The sequence below is a fragment of the Pseudonocardia parietis genome, from assembly GCF_017876315.1.
GTDB lineage: Bacteria > Actinomycetota > Actinomycetes > Mycobacteriales > Pseudonocardiaceae > Pseudonocardia > Pseudonocardia parietis.
In genome coordinates, this window is record NZ_JAGINU010000001.1 from 6,461,849 (window position 1) to 6,476,989 (window position 15,141).

Below are 15,141 nucleotides of genomic sequence, written 5' to 3' on the forward strand. Positions count from 1 at the left end.
CAGCGTGGAGTGCGGGGAGCCGGTATGGACCTGGTGAGGTTCGACGGGGTGACCACGGCCCTGATCCTGGTCGTCTTCTTCGGCACGATGCTGTACATCGTCCGGAAGATCGCCAAGAAACAGGAGGACGCGGACGCCTACATGACCGCGGGCAACCGCGTCGGGTTCGGGATCTCGGCCGGCAGCATGACCGCGACCTGGATCTGGGCGTCCTCGATGTACGCATCGGCGACCTCGGGATACCTCTACGGGGTGTCGGGACCGATCCACTACGGGCTGTGGGGCGCCCTGATGATCCTGTTCATCTACCCGTTCGGGCGCAGGATCCGCGCCGTCGCGCCGAAGGCGCACACCCTCGCCGAGGTGATGTACGCGCGGCACGGGCGGTCGAGCCAGCTGATGCTCGCCGGCTCCAACGTGGTCGGCAGCGTGATCAGCCTGACCTCGAACCTGATCGCCGGCGGCGTGCTGATCGCCCTGCTCACCCCGTTCGAGTTCGCCCACGGTGTCGTGGTGATCGCGGTGGGGCTGCTCGTCTACACGGTCTGGTCCGGCTTCCGGGCGTCGGTGCTCACCGACTTCATCCAGGTCGTCGCGATGCTCGGCGTGGTGATCGTGCTCATCCCGGCGATCTTCCTGCTCTCCGGGTTCCCCGAGGCCTTCAGCACCGGCGCGGCGAACCTGACCCCGCAACAGGGCAGCTTCTTCTCCAGCGAGGCATTCCTCCAGCAGGGTGCGCCGTACATCGCCGCGGTGCTCGCCTACGCGATCGGCAACCAGACGATCGCGCAACGCCTCTTCGCGGTCCGCGAGGACCTCATCCGCAAGACCTTCGTGACGGCCACGATCGGATACGGCGGAACCGTCATCGGAATGGGCATGTTCGGCGTGCTGGCGCTGTACCTGGGGATGGAACCGCTGGACGGCGACCCGAACAACCTGATTCCGCAGATCGCGGCGACCTACCTGCCGACCGCACTCCTGGTGGGGTTCTTCGTCCTGATCATCGGGTCGCTGTGCTCCACCGCGGACTCCGACCTGTCCGCCCTGTCCTCGATCGCGATGGCGGACATCTACGGGCAGAACATCGCCGGGAAGGACAAGGCCGACCCCCGCCTGATGCTGCTGATCGGCCGGCTGACGATGGTGGCCGCGACGGCGGTGGCGCTGGTGTTCGCCAGTATGCAGCTCGACATCCTGGACCTGCTGGTCTTCGTCGGCGCGCTCTGGGGCGCCCTGGTGTTCCCGGTGATCGCCAGCTTCTACTGGAAGAAGGTGACGAACGCGGCCTTCACCGTGTCCGTCATCGTGGCCCTGGCCCTGTTCATCCCCGTCCGGTTCCAGCTCGTCGCACTCGGCGGGCTGCTCGGACCCGCGGTGGACGTGCTCTCCATCATCGGTGTGGGGGTCATCGCGGGCCTCATGACGTTCGGGTTCTTCGGGTTGCGGGCCGGGCAGGTCGTCGGGGTGCTGGCCACGATCGTGGTCACACCGTTCGCCTTCGGCGCCGTGCACGAGTACCACGTCCTGTCGGCATCGCTGATCGCCTACTCGGTGAGCACCCTCGTGTGCTTCGGGATGTCGGTCAACTCCCGCCGGTCGTTCGACTTCGACGTCATCAGGCAGCGGACCGGGAACTTCGACGAGAAGGAGGCCCTGGAACCTCGGGACGACCGTCTTCCGGAGGCCTGACGACACCTGAGGAGAAAGGTGGAGCACGGTGTGAACCCCATCTGGTTGAGCATCTACGTCCTGATCTGGCCGGTGCTCGTCGCCGGCGTCCTGTTCGTCATCTCCCGAGCATTCCTCGCCGAATGGCGAGAGGCCCGTGAGGAAGGGCGAGACATCATCTGACCTGCCATCCCGCCCGTGGGCGCGGGCGGCACCGAGCAAGGAGCTCGACAATGGCCGATATCGCACCCGACCCGGAACGCACGGCGTCACCGCAGGGCACCGCCGACGATGACCGGCTGCACCGCACCCTGGACTGGAAGGGCGGGTTCTGGATCGCCAGCGGCGTCCCCGCCCTGGTGCTGTTCTCGATCGGCACCATCGCCTCTACGATCGGCGCGCCGTCGGTCCTGGTGTGGGCGGTCTCCATCTCGTTCGGACTGATCCAGTCGTTCATCTGGGCCGAGATCGCCGGGCTGTTCCCCCGCAAGTCCGGGGGCGCCTCGGTGTACGGGGCCATGGCCTGGGTCCGGTACTCCAAGTTCATCGCACCGCTGTCGGTCTGGTGCAACTGGCTCGCCTGGTCGCCGGTGCTGATGATCGGCTCCAGCCTCGCGGCCGGCTACGTGCTGACCGCGCTGTTCCCGGCCGACGCCGTCGTCAACACCTGGTCGCTGACGCTGCTGCCACTGGACTTCCTGCAGGACGGCCTCGCGCTGCGGATCAACGCCACGTTCGTCGTGGCCGCGCTGTTCCTGCTCCTGGTCTTCGCGCTCCAGCACGGCGGGATCCTGCGCGCGGCCCGGGTGCAGACCATCATCGGCCTGGCCGTGCTCGTGCCGCTGCTGGTCATCGGGCTCGTCCCGCTGATCACCGGCGACGTGATGTCGAGCAACTTCACGCCGTTCGTGCCACTGAGCGGCGCGTGGGACCTGTCCGGCTGGACGCTGCTCGCCGGCGGTCTGTTCCTCGCGGCCTGGTCGGCCTACGCCTTCGAGACCTCGATCTGCTACACCGCCGAGTTCCGCGATCCCGGCCGGGACACCGTGCGCGCCATCCTGGCAGCGGGCCTCGCGTGCCTGGTGATCTACTTGCTGGTCCCGATCGCGTTCCAGGGTGTGCTCGGTGTCGAACGGCTGGCGGAGCCGGGCATCGTCGACGGTGACGGCGTGGGCCAGGCGATGACCGAGATCGTCGGTGGCGGCCCGATCGCGGCCAACCTGCTGATCGTGATGCTCGTGCTCGCCCTGCTGCTCACGATCATGACCACGATGGCCGGGTCGTCGCGGACCCTCTACCAGGGCTCGCGCGACGGCTGGTTGCCCCGCTTCCTGTCCCACACCAACCGGCACGGGGCACCCACCCGTGCGATGTGGACGGACCTCGTCTTCAACCTGATGCTGCTGCTCCTGAGCGACACGGTGTTCGTCCTGGCCGCCTCCACCGTCTGCTACATGATCTTCAACTTCCTCAACCTCAACGCGGGCTGGATGCACCGCGTCGACAACCCCTCCGCCCCGCGGCCCTTCCGCGCGCCGACGGTGCTGCTGGCGATGGGAACGGTGCTGGCGTTCGTCAACGCGTTGCTGCTCGGCTGGGGATCGAGCGTCTGGGGCGGCGGTGCGCTGGTCTTCGGACTCGTCGGTGCGGCGGTGATCGTCCCGGTGTTCGTGTACCGGCACTTCATCCAGGACGGGGGGGTCTTCCCGGCCACGATGTACGAGGACCTGCCCACCGCCGACGGCGGCCGCTCCGGGGTGCTCGAACGGCGGGCCGGGATCCGGCCGTACCTGGTGATCGCCGGCGGCGTGGGGATGGTCGTGATCGGTCAGGTGCTCGCCGCCGTGAGTGCGTGAGACCGCCGCCGTACGGTCTCGGAGGAGGCGCGCGATGACCGCCGACCGGCCTGCCGACCAGGACGTACCGGGTACTGTGGCCGAGGTGAGTCCACGACCGCTCGGTTCCCTCGAGCCGGCGCATGCCCTGCAGCCGGTGCCGCGGGAAACCGATTCCGACGACCTCGAGAAGGTCATCGCGGCGCGGGCGCGCGAGCACCGCGTGCTCAAGGGGCTGACCATCAGTGCGCTGGCACGGGACGTCGGGATCTCGAAGGCGATGCTCTCCAAGATCGAGCACGCTCAGACCTCCTGCAGCCTCTCGATCCTCAAGCGGCTGGCCGCGGCTCTGGAGATCCCGGTGACCGCCCTGTTCCGCGGGGCCGACGCGGATCGCGAGGCGGTCTTCACCCCGTCCGGGCAGGGGGCGCTGATCATCCGGCGCGGGAGCCACGTCGGGCACCTCTACCGGCTGCTGGGCGCACTGCGCGGCGAGCACAAGCGGCTCGAACCGCTGCTGTGCACCCTGACCGAGGCCAGCGAGGTCTTCCCGGTGTTCCAGCACTCGGGGACCGAGTTCCTCTACATGCTCGAGGGCATGATGGTCTACGTCCACGGCGACGCCCGGTACGAGATGCGGCCGGGTGACTCGCTGACCTTCGACGGCGAGGGCCCGCACGGCCCGGAGCGGCTGGTCCAGCTGCCCGTCGTGTTCCTGACCATCACGGCTTACCCGCAGTAGTGACAGGCCCGGACGGGCGACCAGGAAGGCTGGCAACGGTGCGAATCGACCCCACGACGGCTGCGGGGATCGACTCCCCGATCGGCGCGGCGCTCGCGCTGGCCGCCGAACGCGACCCCGCCCGCGACGCGGAACACCCGCTGCTCGACCTCTCCCAGGCGGCGCCGCCGTACGCGCCGGCACCGGAGGTCACCGAGCGGGTCGTCGAGGTCGCCCGGGATCCCGGCGGTGCCGGCTACGCCCCGGTGCCCGGGCTCCCGCCGCTGCGCCGGGCGATCGCCGGCGAGCTGTCGGGTGACTACGCGGGCACCGTCACCCCGGACGACGTGGTCGTCACCGCCGGCTGCAACCAGGCCTTCGTGGTGGTCGCCGACGCGCTCGCCGGGCCGGGTGACGAGGTGATCAGCCCGCTGCCCTACTACTTCAACCACGACATGTGGCTCCGGATGCGCGGCGTCACCCCGGTGCACCTGGAACCCGATGAGCACCTGGTCCCGCGGGCCGCCGACGCCGAGGCGCTGATCACCCCGCGGACCCGGGCGATCGTGCTGGTCACACCGGGCAACCCGAGCGGGGTCGTCGTCCCGCCCGCCGAAATCGTCGCGTTCGCCGAGCTCGCCCGGCGCCACGGCATCGCGCTGATCGTCGACGAGACCTACCGGTCGTTCCGCGACACCACGGCACCGCCGCATCCGCTGTTCGCCGATCCGGACTGGCGGTCCACGGTGGTCAGCCTGCACTCGTACTCGAAGGACCTGGCGCTGCCCGGGTACCGGGTCGGCGCGGTGGTCGCCGCGCCGGAGCTGAACCGGCAGATCCTCAAGCTGCTGGACTGCGTCGCGATCTGCGCGCCGCGGATCGGGCAGGAAGCCGCACTGGCCGGGCTGACCCGGGCCGGGGCGTGGCGCGCGGACCGGGTGGCCGAGATCGCCCGGCGGCGGACGTGGCTCGGTGCCGCACTCGCCGACCGGCCGGGCGGGTTCGAGATCGTCTCGCTCGGAGCGTTCTTCGCCTGGGTGCGTCACCCGTTCGACGGGCGTCCGACGCTCGACGTCGTCCGGGAGCTCGTGCTGGAGCACGACACCCTGGTCATCCCGGGGACGGCGTTCCTGCCCGACGACCGCCGGATGCTGCGGGTCAGTGTCGGGCGGGTCGACGAGCCGGCCGCGGCGACGCTCGCGCAGCGGCTGACCACCGCGGGCAGCCGGGTCGCCGCCGGGCACTGAGCCGGCGCGCGCCGGCGCGGCGCTGCGCCCGTCGGCTCAGCCCAACGGCTCAGCCCATCAGCAGGGTCGCCACGACCAGCACCACCAGACCCACGACGACGATGGCCAGGGTGCTCCAGCCCAGCACGAGGTGCAGCGTCGCGATCAGACCCAGTTCGACGGCCAGGATGCCCCCGATGGTCAGGAACGGGTGCCGGTACACGAACGCCTGTCGCGGGGTCATCGCCTCAGCCCGTCTCCGGTCGCCGCCCGGTGGACGCCACCGCCGTGACACGCACGCTCACGAACGGGCTCGGCGGCACCTCCACGTCCACATCGTCCACGTCCACATCGTCGCGCAGCTCCGCGCGAGTCTCCAGACCACGGCCGACGGCCGACCCTCCCGGGTGACGACCGGCGCTGCTGCGGGCCGGCACACCGACCCCGCCGGCCGGCTCCCGGGAACAGGGCCTCCGGTCACGCCTCCCGGGCGATGAGGTCCGCGGTCCGGCAGGCGAGCGCGACCAGCGCCAGGGTCGGTCCGACCGCCCCGGCGGAGGGGAACACGGCGCTCGAGGCGACGTGCACGTTCGGTGTCCCGTAGACCCGGCAGCGGGGGTCGACGACGCCGGTGCGCGGCGAGTCGGACATCCGCAGGAGCCCCATCTGATGGGTGCCGTCGGTCATGTCCATGTCCTGCACCCGGTCGATGTCGGACAGGTCGACGTGCGCCAGCCCGGCCCGCTCCAGCTCCTTGCCGATCAGCGTCAGCGAGGTCGCGATGGACTCCCGGTCGCCGGGCGCGACCTTGTAGTCGACCCGCAGCCGGTGCTGGCCCAGCGCGTCGCGGTCGCGGTCGAGGGTGACCCGGTTGGCCGGGTCCGGGGTCTGCTCGGCGTCGAACCGCAGCCGGCAGTGCCCGGAGTCCAGCGGCATGAACGACGGCACCCGCCGCTCGCCGGTGATCCGCGGCCGGGCCCAGCCGCGGGCGAACCGGGCGACCCGCAGCGGGTCGACCGCCACGTTGCGGACGTGCCGGCCGATGCCGCTGGTGTGGGCGTACTGGGCGTGCGTGCCGGCCGCCTTGAACCCGGTGCGCAGCTTGCCCATCCCCCAGTAGGTCAGCGCGAACGTCGACAGCAGCGCGTCCCCGTGGTCGGGGTCCTTCGGGTCGGCGAACCACAGGGCCGCCTTGAGGTTGCCGAGCCGGTGGTCGGACTGGGCGCGGCCGGAGAGCGCCAGCATCCGGCGGGCGTACACGCCGTCGTCGGTGGGGAGGTAGCCCAGGCCCAGCTCCCGCCCGGCGCGGGTGAGCCGCAGCCGCCCGACCTCGCCCACCGGGTGGGTCATGTAGTGCCGGCCGACCTGGCCGTACTCGTCGCCGATGCCCGCCCCCATGCCGGTGCCGCCGTACCCGTCGGAGGCCAGCATGATGCGGGTCGACTCCAGGCCGCCCGCGGCGATCACGAAGTGCCGCGCCCGGACCCGCACGTCCAGCCCCGGCCGCGGGACGACGACGGCCTCGGTCACCGCTCCGGAGACCGGGTCGCGCTCCAGCCGGGCGACCGTGGCGTGCAGGAACAGCCGGATCCGCCCGGCCTGTGCCATCGCCTCGACCCGCGGCGCGAACGACGTCGGCGGGCTCCACCGCCACAGGTCGTCCCAGTTCAGGACGTCCGACGACACCCCGGACGGGGTCGTCGGGAAGCCCGACCCGGCGGCGGAGTACTCACAGGCCCCGGCGTCGAGGTGCCGCTGGGCGACCGGGTACCAGGACCGCAGCTCGTCGTGGGTGATCGGCCAGGTGGTGCCGGGCAGCCAGTCGCGCTCGGCGAAGTCGACGTCGTCGAGCGGGGCGCAGCGCCCGCCCCAGACGAGCGAGGTGCCGCCGAGCCGCTTCTGCCGCACGGCGTCGACCGGATCGTGGGAGCCACGCCCGGTGACGCCCCGGTAGGTGTCGCGCGCGGTGCGCCCGAGACCCGATCCCCCGCCCTCCAGGACGACGACGCGCAGCCCCCGGTCGGCGAGCTCTGCCGCGACGGCGGCGCCGGCCGGGCCGCTGCCGATCACACAGACCTCGGCCTCGAACCAGGAACCGGGAAGCGCTCGCCGGGTGTCGATGAGCATCGGCGCGGATCCTTCCGATCGTGACGCGGTGTCGCCGGGTGGCCGATACGTCCCTCGGGGGTGGGAACGTACCGGAGAGGCGATCGGTACCGTCATGTCCGGTTCCTGCGGTCTGCACGGAACCATTTCGGTGTCGTTCGTTGTCGTCGCCCGGCCCGGGAGACCCCGATGTGCCGGGCCGGAGGGACAAGTATGGGGCTCGCCGCGATGGCGACGACCGCGCGGGGTATGGCCGCGACCGTCCGGGTGCTGGGACGCGGTGAGCTCGGCCGCTTCACCGGCGGTGACCGCTCCGAGGTGGCCCGCTTCGAGACCGATCTCGCCGCGCACGTCGGCACCCGGCACGCACTGGCCGTGAACAGCGGCACCAGTGCGCTGGTCGCCGCGCTCGTCGGGGCCGGGATCGGGCCGGGCGACGAGGTGCTGGTCCCCGCCTACACCTGGGTGTCGACGGCGGCCGCCGCGCTCGCGGTGGGAGCGGTGCCGGTACTGGTGGAGGTCGACGCGTCGCTGACGATGGACCCGGTCGATCTCGATGCACGGATCACCCCGCGCAGCCGGGCCGTGCTGCCGGTGCACATGGGCAACCACGTCGCGGACATGGACCCGATCATGGAGGTGGCGGCCGCGCACGACCTGCTGGTCGTCGAGGACGCCTGCCAGGCGATCGGGGTCACCTACCGCGGGCGGCGGGTGGGCTCGATCGGGCACGCCGGGTGCTTCAGCTTCAACCAGCACAAGAACATCCGCGCCGGCGAGGGCGGCGCCCTGGTCACGAACGACTCCGCGTTGTTCGACCGGGCGGCGATGTACCACGACGTCGGCAGCTACGAGCGGGACGGCTTCACCGGGGCCGACGCGAACCTGATCGTCGGCGTGAACCTGCGGATGCCGGAGCTGTCCGCGGCGGTGCTGCGCCCGCAGCTGGCCACCCTCGACGCGCAGATCGCCCGCCGCCGGCGGCACCGCGGGCTCGTGCTGGAGGCCCTGGCCGGGCGGGTCGGCCGGGACCTGCGCCCGATCCCGCACCACGACCCGGTGCAGGCCGCCGGGCTGGCGGTGCAGTTCGGGTCCCCCGAGGCCGCCGCGCGGTTCGGAGCGAACCGGGGCGTGCACCGGCTGATCGACACCGGCCGACACGTCTACACCAACTGGCGCTCGCTGCAGGCCCGCAACCCGCTGCACCCGGCCCTCGACCCGTACGCGGCGGTGGACGGCGAGATCGACCACGGGCCGGACGCCTGCCCGCGGACCCTGGAGATCCTGGCCCGGACCTGCGCGATCGACCTCGCCCCCGAGCTGCCGACCCCGGCCTTCCGGCTGCTGGCCCGGCGGATCGCCGGCTGAACGCCGCGGCGCCGGCCCGTCACCCGCGTTCGAGCACCGCCTGCAGGTGCCCGTCGCGCTCGACGGTGCCGGTGACCGCCACCGGGACGTCGTGGACGAAGCCGGGACCACCGGTCACGAAGGTGTGGAACTCGCCGTTCTCCCCGCACGGATCGACGCCGGCGGGCAGCGCGGCGAGGAACGCGGCGTCGAACGGGTGCCCGACCAGCTCCCCCGGCATCCGCGCCGGGTCGACGGCGACGACGACCGCGCGGCGCCCGGAGTCGATCATCTCGCGGGCGAGGGCTCCGGTGTCCCGGCCCCACAGCGGGAAGTGCCCGGCGATCCCGGTGCCCTCGAGCACCGCCTCGCGGAAGGCCCGCACGTCGGCCAGCGCGATGTCCCCGCCGACGAGCCGGCTCACCCCGATCGCGGCGGCGAGCGCCGTCCGGACGTGGGCTGTGTACTCCTCGTTCGAGCAGGGCGCCGGGAGGAGCACGGTGTGCAACGGGAGCCCGAGCGCGTCGGCCTGGGCCGCGACCAGTTCGTGCGGCACCCCGTGGATCGGGATCCCGGCCGTCCCGGCCCCCGCGCCGGTCTCGGTGTCGAGCAGCCCGGTCACCCGCAACCCGGACGCCTGCGCGGCAACCAGCGCAGCCGCCGCGTCCTTCCCACCCGACCAGCTCACCCAGACGTCGTCCACCCGGCGGACAGTAGCCGCCGGCCGCCGGGACGGACGGTTCCTCCCGTCGATCACCGGAGCCCCTCCCCGCGGAACGGCTGGTGGGCGCGGTCCCCGGCCCGCCGGGGGGCGGCTACCGTGAGCGTGTGTCCGAACGCCACGACGACGTCACCGTGACGGCGTGGGCGCTGGCCGCAGGAGCCGGTGACCAGGCCGCGCTGGCATCGTTCGTTCGCGCGACGCAGGCCGACGTCCACCGCTTCCTGGTGCACCGCAGCGGCCCCGCCGAGGCCGAGGACCTCGCGCAGGAGACCTACCTGCGGGCGTTGCGCACCCTGCCGACGTTCGCGGCGACCTCCAGTGCCCGCACCTGGCTGTTGTCGGTCGCCCGGCGGGTGGCCGCCGACGCCGTACGGACCGCGGTGCGCCGGCCCCGGATCCGGGACCTGGGTGCGGATACCCAGCAGGCCCTGGAACGGGTGGCCGCCCCACGCAGCCGCGCCCAGGAGGCGGTGCTGCTGCGCGCGCTGATCGACGACCTCGCCCCGGACCGCCGCGAGGCCTTCGTGCTGACCCAGATCCTCGACCTGGGCTACGCCGAGGCCGCCGAGGTCTGCGGGTGCCCGATCGGCACCATCCGGTCCCGGGTCGCCCGGGCCCGGGAGGACCTGGTCCGCGCGCTCCGCGCCGACAGCGGCGGCGGCTCCGGCACCGGCTCGGGCGCTGCCCCGGGCTCCGCGAGCGGGCCCGGTGCCGGCCGCGCCGTCCGCTCCGCGCCGCACTGACCCACCCGCTCGGCAGGCCCTTCGCACCCCGCGCGAGTGCCCCGCACCGACTGCAGCCGGTGCGCCGTCCCCGGCACGGTGCGACATCCCGGACCGAGGCCGCGACGTCCCGCCGCCGGGGAATCACCGCGTTACGCCGAGGCAGGTGTGACCGGCGTCGCACCGCGGGAACCGGACACGGTCCCCGGGCGACCACTGCTGCGTGCCCCGGGCGACCGTGGCGCACGCTCCCCGAGAGACCGAGGAGACCACGTGATCTCGTCCGTACCGATCGCCGTGACGCTCACCGTGCTGTTCACCCTCACCGGCGCCTACGCCCTGGCGCGCTGGTCGGCGGCGGTGTCCGCCCGGACGCCGGCGGCGCACCGCACCGCGGAGCTGGCGCACGTGGTGATGAGCGCCGCGATGGTCGTCATGACGTGGACCTGGTACGGCAGCACCGGGCTGTGGGTGCAGATCGCGCTGTTCACGATCTTCGGAGCGTTCTTCGCCGTGACCACGGTCCGCGGGATCCACTGCGGCCGGCCCGGGCGGGTCGCCGGTGCCGCGCACGGCCTGATGGCGGGGGCGATGGTCTGGATGCTGGCGGCGATGCCCGTGATCATGCCGACGGCCGTGTCCGCGTCCGGTGGCGGCGGGCACGAGGGCCACGGCGGGTCGCACGGTGCGCACGGTGCCTCCGGGGCCGACCACACGATGCACGCCGGCCAGGCCGGCTGGGCGGTCGCGGTGACCGTCGTGCTGTGCGTGGCGCTGCTGGTCGCGGCCGGGTTCTGGGCGGCGCGCGCGGTGAGCGGGAGCCCGCGGGCGGGTGACCCCTGGACGCCCGACGACCCGGGTGCCGGCCCCGTCCCGGCGCCGTCCGCGGGCGCCGCCATGTCCGAAAGCACCGGCACGGCCGAGAGCACCGGCACGGCCGGGAGTGTCGAACACAGCGACGCGGGCCGGCCGGGAGTGCTCACCGGAGTCCGCCCGACCGCCGACGTCGACACGATCGCCGCGGATGCCCCGCAGCCGGATGACCGGCAGCTCGGCGCCCGGCGGCCCGGCACCCGGCAGCTCGGTGCCCGGCGGCCCGGCACCCCGCGGCTCGGCGCCCGGGAGGACGCCGCCTGCCACGCCGTCATGAGCCTCGGCATGGTCCTGATGCTCGCCGCCATGGTGGCCGGCTGGTGAGCACCGCCCTGCACACCGCTCCCGGGGAACCCGCCCCGCCACCGACCGGCGGCGCGACCTTCCGCGGGCTGAGGCCGCTGATCGCCCGCATCCACTTCTACGCGGGCCTGCTCGTCGGTCCGTTCCTGCTCGTCGCGGCCGTCACGGGGCTGCTGTACACGCTGTCCCCCGCGATCGAGCGGTGGGTGCACGACGACGCGCTGCACGTTCCGGTCACCGGGCCGGAGCTGCCGCTGTCCGAGCAGGTCGCGGCCGCGGTCGCGACCCGGCCGGGGCTGCCGGTGGCGGAGGTGCGGCCGTCCGCGGAGCCCGGCGTCACCACCCGGGTGTCGTTCGACGCCGGGCTGCCGGAGAGCTACCGGCGGACCGTCTTCGTGGACCCCTACACCGCCGAGCCGCAGGCCACCCTGGACACCTACGCCGAGTGGCTCCCGGTGCGCGGAGTGATCGACAACCTGCACCGGTCGCTGCTGCTGGGTCCCCCGGGCCAGGTCTACTCCGAGCTGGCCGCCTCCTGGCTTGCGGTGCTGGCGGCGTCCGGCCTCGTCGTGCAGCTCACCCGGCGGGTCCGTGCGCGGCGGGAACGGTTCCTGCCCCGCGGTGGCGGTTCGCCCCGGGCGCGGCTGCGGTCCTGGCACGGGGCGGTCGGTGTCTGGGCGTCGGTCGGGCTGCTGTTCCTGGCCGCGACCGGGCTGACCTGGTCGCAGTTCGCGGGAGCGAACGTGGGCGCGCTGCGCTCGGCGATGGACTGGACGACGCCGGCGGTCGCCACCGCCCTACCTGCCACGTCCGCCACCGACCCGGCCGGGAACACGCCCGCCCCTGCGACCGCGGGCACGGCGACCCCCGCGACCGCGGACACCGCCGCTCCGGCGACCACGGACACCGTCGCCGGCACCGCGGACCGGGTGCTCACCGCCGCCCGCGCCGACGGGCTCGACGGTCCGGTGGAGATCGTCCCGGGCGATCCCGGCGAGGCCTGGTCGGTCCAGCAGACCGAGCGCAGCTGGCCGTCGCAGCAGGACTCGGTCGCCGTCGACCCCGCGACGGGCGTGATCACCGACCGGCTCGCGTTCGACGACTGGCCCCTCGCGGCGAAGCTCGCCCGCTGGGGCATCGACGCCCACATGGGGCTGCTGTTCGGCACCGCCAACCTGGTCGCGCTCGCCGCGCTCGCGTCCGCGGTGATCGTGCTCGTGGTGTGGGGCTACCGGATGTGGTGGCTGCGCCGCCCGGTGCTGCCCGGCGGAGCGCGGGGTGCGGCCGGTCCGCCCGGATCGCGGGAGCGGCCGTCGCCGGCCTCGGTGGGGGTGGTCGCGCTGGCCGCGGTCCTCACCGGGCTGCTCCTGCCGGTGCTCGGGGTCTCGCTGCTGCTGTTCCTGCTGCTCGACGCCGCGCTGTCCGCCCGGCGCGCCGCTCCGGCTGCGGTGGCAGGAGACGAGGGGAGCGGGTAGACCGGGATCGGCGATCCCGTCCCCGCGAAGGAGCCCCGCCCGTGTTCTGGTCCTCTCCCGCTCCCTGGACGACCGCCGAGATCCCGCCCCAGCAGGGCCGCACCGTGATCGTCACGGGCGCCAACAGCGGTCTCGGACTGGAGACCGCACGCGCGCTGGTCCACGCCGGTGCCCGGGTGGTGTTGGCGGTGCGCGACACCGCCAAGGGCGACGCCGTCGCCACCGAGCTGGGCGGCGCGGCGAGCGTGCACCATCTCGACCTGGCCGATCTCACGTCGGTGCGTTCGTTCGCCGCGGGCATCGAGGGCTCCGTCGACGTCCTGGTCAACAACGCCGGGCTGATGGCGATCCCGCAGGGCCGCACCGCGGACGGCTTCGAGACGCAGTTCGGGGTGAACTTCCTCGGCCACTTCGCGCTCACCGGGCTGCTCGCCGACCGGATCACCGACCGGGTCGTGACGCTGTCCAGCCAGATGCACCGGATCGGCCGGATCGACCTCGACGACCCGAACGTCGAGCGCCGGCGCTACGAGCGCTGGGCCGCCTACGGGCAGTCCAAGCTCGCCTGCCTGATGTTCGCCTACGAGCTGGAGCACCGGTTCGTCGCGGCGGGCTCGCGGCTGCGTTCGATGGCCGCGCACCCCGGTTACTCCGCGACGAACCTGCACTCGCGCACCGAGTCCGTCCAGGACGCCGTGATGGGCGTGCTGATCCGGAGGTTCGCCCAGTCCGGGGCGGCGGGCGCGCTGCCCGCGCTGTACGCGGCGACCGTCCCGGACCTGCCCGGCGGCTCCTACATCGGGCCCGACGGCTTCCGCGAGATGCGCGGCTCACCGCGCCCGGTCGGCTCGACGGCCGCCTCGCACGACCGGCGTGTGCAGCGCGCCCTCTGGGAGCGCGCCGAGGAACTCACCAAGGTGTCCTTCCCGCTCTAGCTCCTCCGGCGCCGATGAGATCCGGCACCCGCACCGGTCCACCCCTCATACGGCGACGAGAGGGAGAACGGCATGAGCGGGGTACGGGTACTCGTCGGGACGCGCAAGGGTGTGTTCGTGCTGACCGCGGACGGTGCGCGCCGGGACTGGAAGGTCACCGGGCCGCTGTTCGGCGGCTGGGAGGCCTATCACGTGACGGGCTCGCCCGCCGATCCCGACCGGGTCTGGGCGTCGCTGTCGCTGGGCTGGTTCGGCCAGCAGGTGCAGCGTTCCGACGACGGCGGGCGCACCTGGGAGGCGGTCGGCAACGACTTCACCTACGCCGGCGTCCCCGGTACGCACCAGTCCTACGACGGCACGCCGCGCCCCTGGGAGTTCACCCGGGTCTGGCACCTGCGACCGTCCGCGACCGAGCCGGACACCGTGCTCGCCGGGGTCGAGGACGCCGCGCTGTTCCGCTCCACCGACGGCGGTACGAGCTGGTCGGAGGTCCGCGGACTGCGCGAGCACGGCTCCGGGCCGCACTGGCAGCCCGGAGCGGGCGGGATGTGCCTGCACACGATCTGCCCCGATCCCCGCGACACCGACGCAATGCTCGTGGCGATCTCCGCGGCCGGTGTGTTCCGCACCGGGGACGGCGGCGCGACCTGGCAGGCGTCCAACCGCGGCCTGGTCAGCGAGGGCATCCTCGAGGCGTCCGCCGAGGTGGGTCACTGCGTGCACAAGCTCGCCCGCCACCCGGGCCGGCCGGACACCGTCTACATGCAGAAGCACTGGGACGTCATGCGCTCCGACGACGGCGGCTCCTCCTGGTACGACATCGGCGAGGGGCTGCCCAGCGACTTCGGGTTCGTCGTCGACGTGCACGCGCACGATCCGGACACCGTCTACGTCGTGCCGATCACCAGCGACACCGAGCACTACCCGCCCGACGGCCGGTTGCGTGTCTACCGCAGCCGGTCCGGCGGCGCGGACTGGGAGCCGCTGACCGCGGGGCTGCCGCAGGAGCACTGCTACGTCGACGTGCTGCGCGACGCGATGGCGGTCGACCGGCTCGAGGACTGCGGGGTGTACGTCGGCACCACCGGCGGGCAGGTCTACGCCTCCGCCGACGCCGGGGACAGCTGGGCGCCGATCGTGCGGGACCTGCCGTCGGTGCTGTCGGTGGAGGTGCAGACGCTGTGAACCCGGCCGACGCTGTGC

The 15,141-nt window shown here is 73.2% G+C and carries 14 protein-coding genes; 11 read left to right on the top strand and 3 right to left on the bottom strand.

Annotated elements, in window-relative coordinates:
* Positions 1–24 precede the first annotated feature (24 nt).
* From JOF36_RS30460 to JOF36_RS30480, 5 genes are read left to right on the top strand one after another with little or no spacing between them, the layout of a single operon-like run.
* Positions 25–1,692, top strand: a complete 1,668-nt coding sequence (locus tag JOF36_RS30460) for a sodium:solute symporter family protein (RefSeq protein WP_245351036.1) — start codon at positions 25–27, stop codon at positions 1,690–1,692.
* 30 nt (positions 1,693–1,722) lie between these two features.
* Positions 1,723–1,854, top strand: coding sequence for a putative transporter small subunit (locus JOF36_RS30465; RefSeq protein ID WP_210033756.1), 132 nt, complete (start codon positions 1,723–1,725; stop codon positions 1,852–1,854).
* A 50-nt stretch (positions 1,855–1,904) separates the two neighbouring features.
* On the top strand, positions 1,905–3,527 hold the full coding sequence (locus JOF36_RS30470) for a trimethylamine N-oxide permease (RefSeq protein WP_210033757.1): 1,623 nt from the start codon (positions 1,905–1,907) through the stop codon (positions 3,525–3,527).
* A gap of 34 nt (positions 3,528–3,561) precedes the next feature.
* Positions 3,562–4,248, top strand: a complete 687-nt coding sequence (locus JOF36_RS30475; RefSeq protein WP_210033758.1) for a helix-turn-helix domain-containing protein — start codon at positions 3,562–3,564, stop codon at positions 4,246–4,248.
* A gap of 38 nt (positions 4,249–4,286) precedes the next feature.
* Positions 4,287–5,474 carry an aminotransferase gene (locus JOF36_RS30480; protein ID WP_307862669.1) on the top strand — a complete coding sequence of 396 codons (1,188 nt, stop codon included), beginning with the start codon at positions 4,287–4,289 and terminating at the stop codon, positions 5,472–5,474.
* 49 nt (positions 5,475–5,523) lie between these two features.
* Here the strand turns inward: JOF36_RS30480 and JOF36_RS30485 are convergent, their stop codons facing one another.
* Complete coding sequence (locus JOF36_RS30485) at positions 5,524–5,697, bottom strand: hypothetical protein (protein WP_210033761.1); 174 nt, start codon at positions 5,695–5,697, stop codon at positions 5,524–5,526.
* A gap of 233 nt (positions 5,698–5,930) precedes the next feature.
* Positions 5,931–7,580, bottom strand: coding sequence for an FAD-dependent oxidoreductase (locus tag JOF36_RS30490; RefSeq protein WP_210033763.1), 1,650 nt, complete (start codon positions 7,578–7,580; stop codon positions 5,931–5,933).
* 192 nt (positions 7,581–7,772) lie between these two features.
* Here JOF36_RS30490 and JOF36_RS30495 point away from each other — a divergent pair, with 192 nt between their 5' ends.
* Positions 7,773–8,927 carry a DegT/DnrJ/EryC1/StrS family aminotransferase gene (locus JOF36_RS30495; RefSeq protein WP_245351037.1) on the top strand — a complete coding sequence of 385 codons (1,155 nt, stop codon included), beginning with the start codon at positions 7,773–7,775 and terminating at the stop codon, positions 8,925–8,927.
* A gap of 19 nt (positions 8,928–8,946) precedes the next feature.
* On the opposite strand, the gene JOF36_RS30500 is transcribed toward JOF36_RS30495, so the two are convergent.
* On the bottom strand, positions 8,947–9,609 hold the full coding sequence (locus JOF36_RS30500; RefSeq protein WP_210033765.1) for a Dph6-related ATP pyrophosphatase: 663 nt from the start codon (positions 9,607–9,609) through the stop codon (positions 8,947–8,949).
* Between the two features lie 125 nt (positions 9,610–9,734).
* Between JOF36_RS30500 and JOF36_RS30505 the strand changes: the two genes are divergently transcribed.
* The 5 genes from JOF36_RS30505 to JOF36_RS30525 all read left to right on the top strand — a co-directional run bounded on the left by JOF36_RS30505 (position 9,735) and on the right by JOF36_RS30525 (position 15,123).
* Positions 9,735–10,373: a sigma-70 family RNA polymerase sigma factor gene (locus JOF36_RS30505; RefSeq protein ID WP_210033767.1), complete on the top strand. Its 639-nt coding sequence runs from the start codon at positions 9,735–9,737 to the stop codon at positions 10,371–10,373.
* Between the two features lie 252 nt (positions 10,374–10,625).
* On the top strand, positions 10,626–11,549 hold the full coding sequence (locus JOF36_RS30510) for a DUF5134 domain-containing protein (RefSeq protein WP_210033769.1): 924 nt from the start codon (positions 10,626–10,628) through the stop codon (positions 11,547–11,549).
* Entirely contained in the window at positions 11,546–13,003 is a 1,458-nt protein-coding gene (locus JOF36_RS30515; protein WP_307862670.1) for a PepSY-associated TM helix domain-containing protein, read from the top strand. The genes JOF36_RS30510 and JOF36_RS30515 overlap by 4 nt, the downstream gene beginning before the upstream one ends.
* A 41-nt stretch (positions 13,004–13,044) precedes the next feature.
* Positions 13,045–13,938: an oxidoreductase gene (locus JOF36_RS30520; RefSeq protein WP_210033770.1), complete on the top strand. Its 894-nt coding sequence runs from the start codon at positions 13,045–13,047 to the stop codon at positions 13,936–13,938.
* A 72-nt stretch (positions 13,939–14,010) separates the two neighbouring features.
* Positions 14,011–15,123, top strand: a complete 1,113-nt coding sequence (locus JOF36_RS30525) for a WD40/YVTN/BNR-like repeat-containing protein (RefSeq protein WP_210033771.1) — start codon at positions 14,011–14,013, stop codon at positions 15,121–15,123.
* Positions 15,124–15,141: the final 18 nt, after the last annotated feature.

Coding starts and splice junctions, on each gene's coding strand:
- JOF36_RS30460 (WP_245351036.1), top strand. CDS start 25: ATGGACCTGGTGAGGTTCGACGGGGTGACCACGGCCCTGATCCTGGTC.
- JOF36_RS30470 (WP_210033757.1), top strand. CDS start 1,905: ATGGCCGATATCGCACCCGACCCGGAACGCACGGCGTCACCGCAGGGC.
- JOF36_RS30475 (WP_210033758.1), top strand. CDS start 3,562: ATGACCGCCGACCGGCCTGCCGACCAGGACGTACCGGGTACTGTGGCC.
- JOF36_RS30485 (WP_210033761.1), bottom strand. CDS start 5,697: ATGACCCCGCGACAGGCGTTCGTGTACCGGCACCCGTTCCTGACCATC.
- JOF36_RS30490 (WP_210033763.1), bottom strand. CDS start 7,580: ATGCTCATCGACACCCGGCGAGCGCTTCCCGGTTCCTGGTTCGAGGCC.
- JOF36_RS30495 (WP_245351037.1), top strand. CDS start 7,773: ATGGGGCTCGCCGCGATGGCGACGACCGCGCGGGGTATGGCCGCGACC.
- JOF36_RS30525 (WP_210033771.1), top strand. CDS start 14,011: ATGAGCGGGGTACGGGTACTCGTCGGGACGCGCAAGGGTGTGTTCGTG.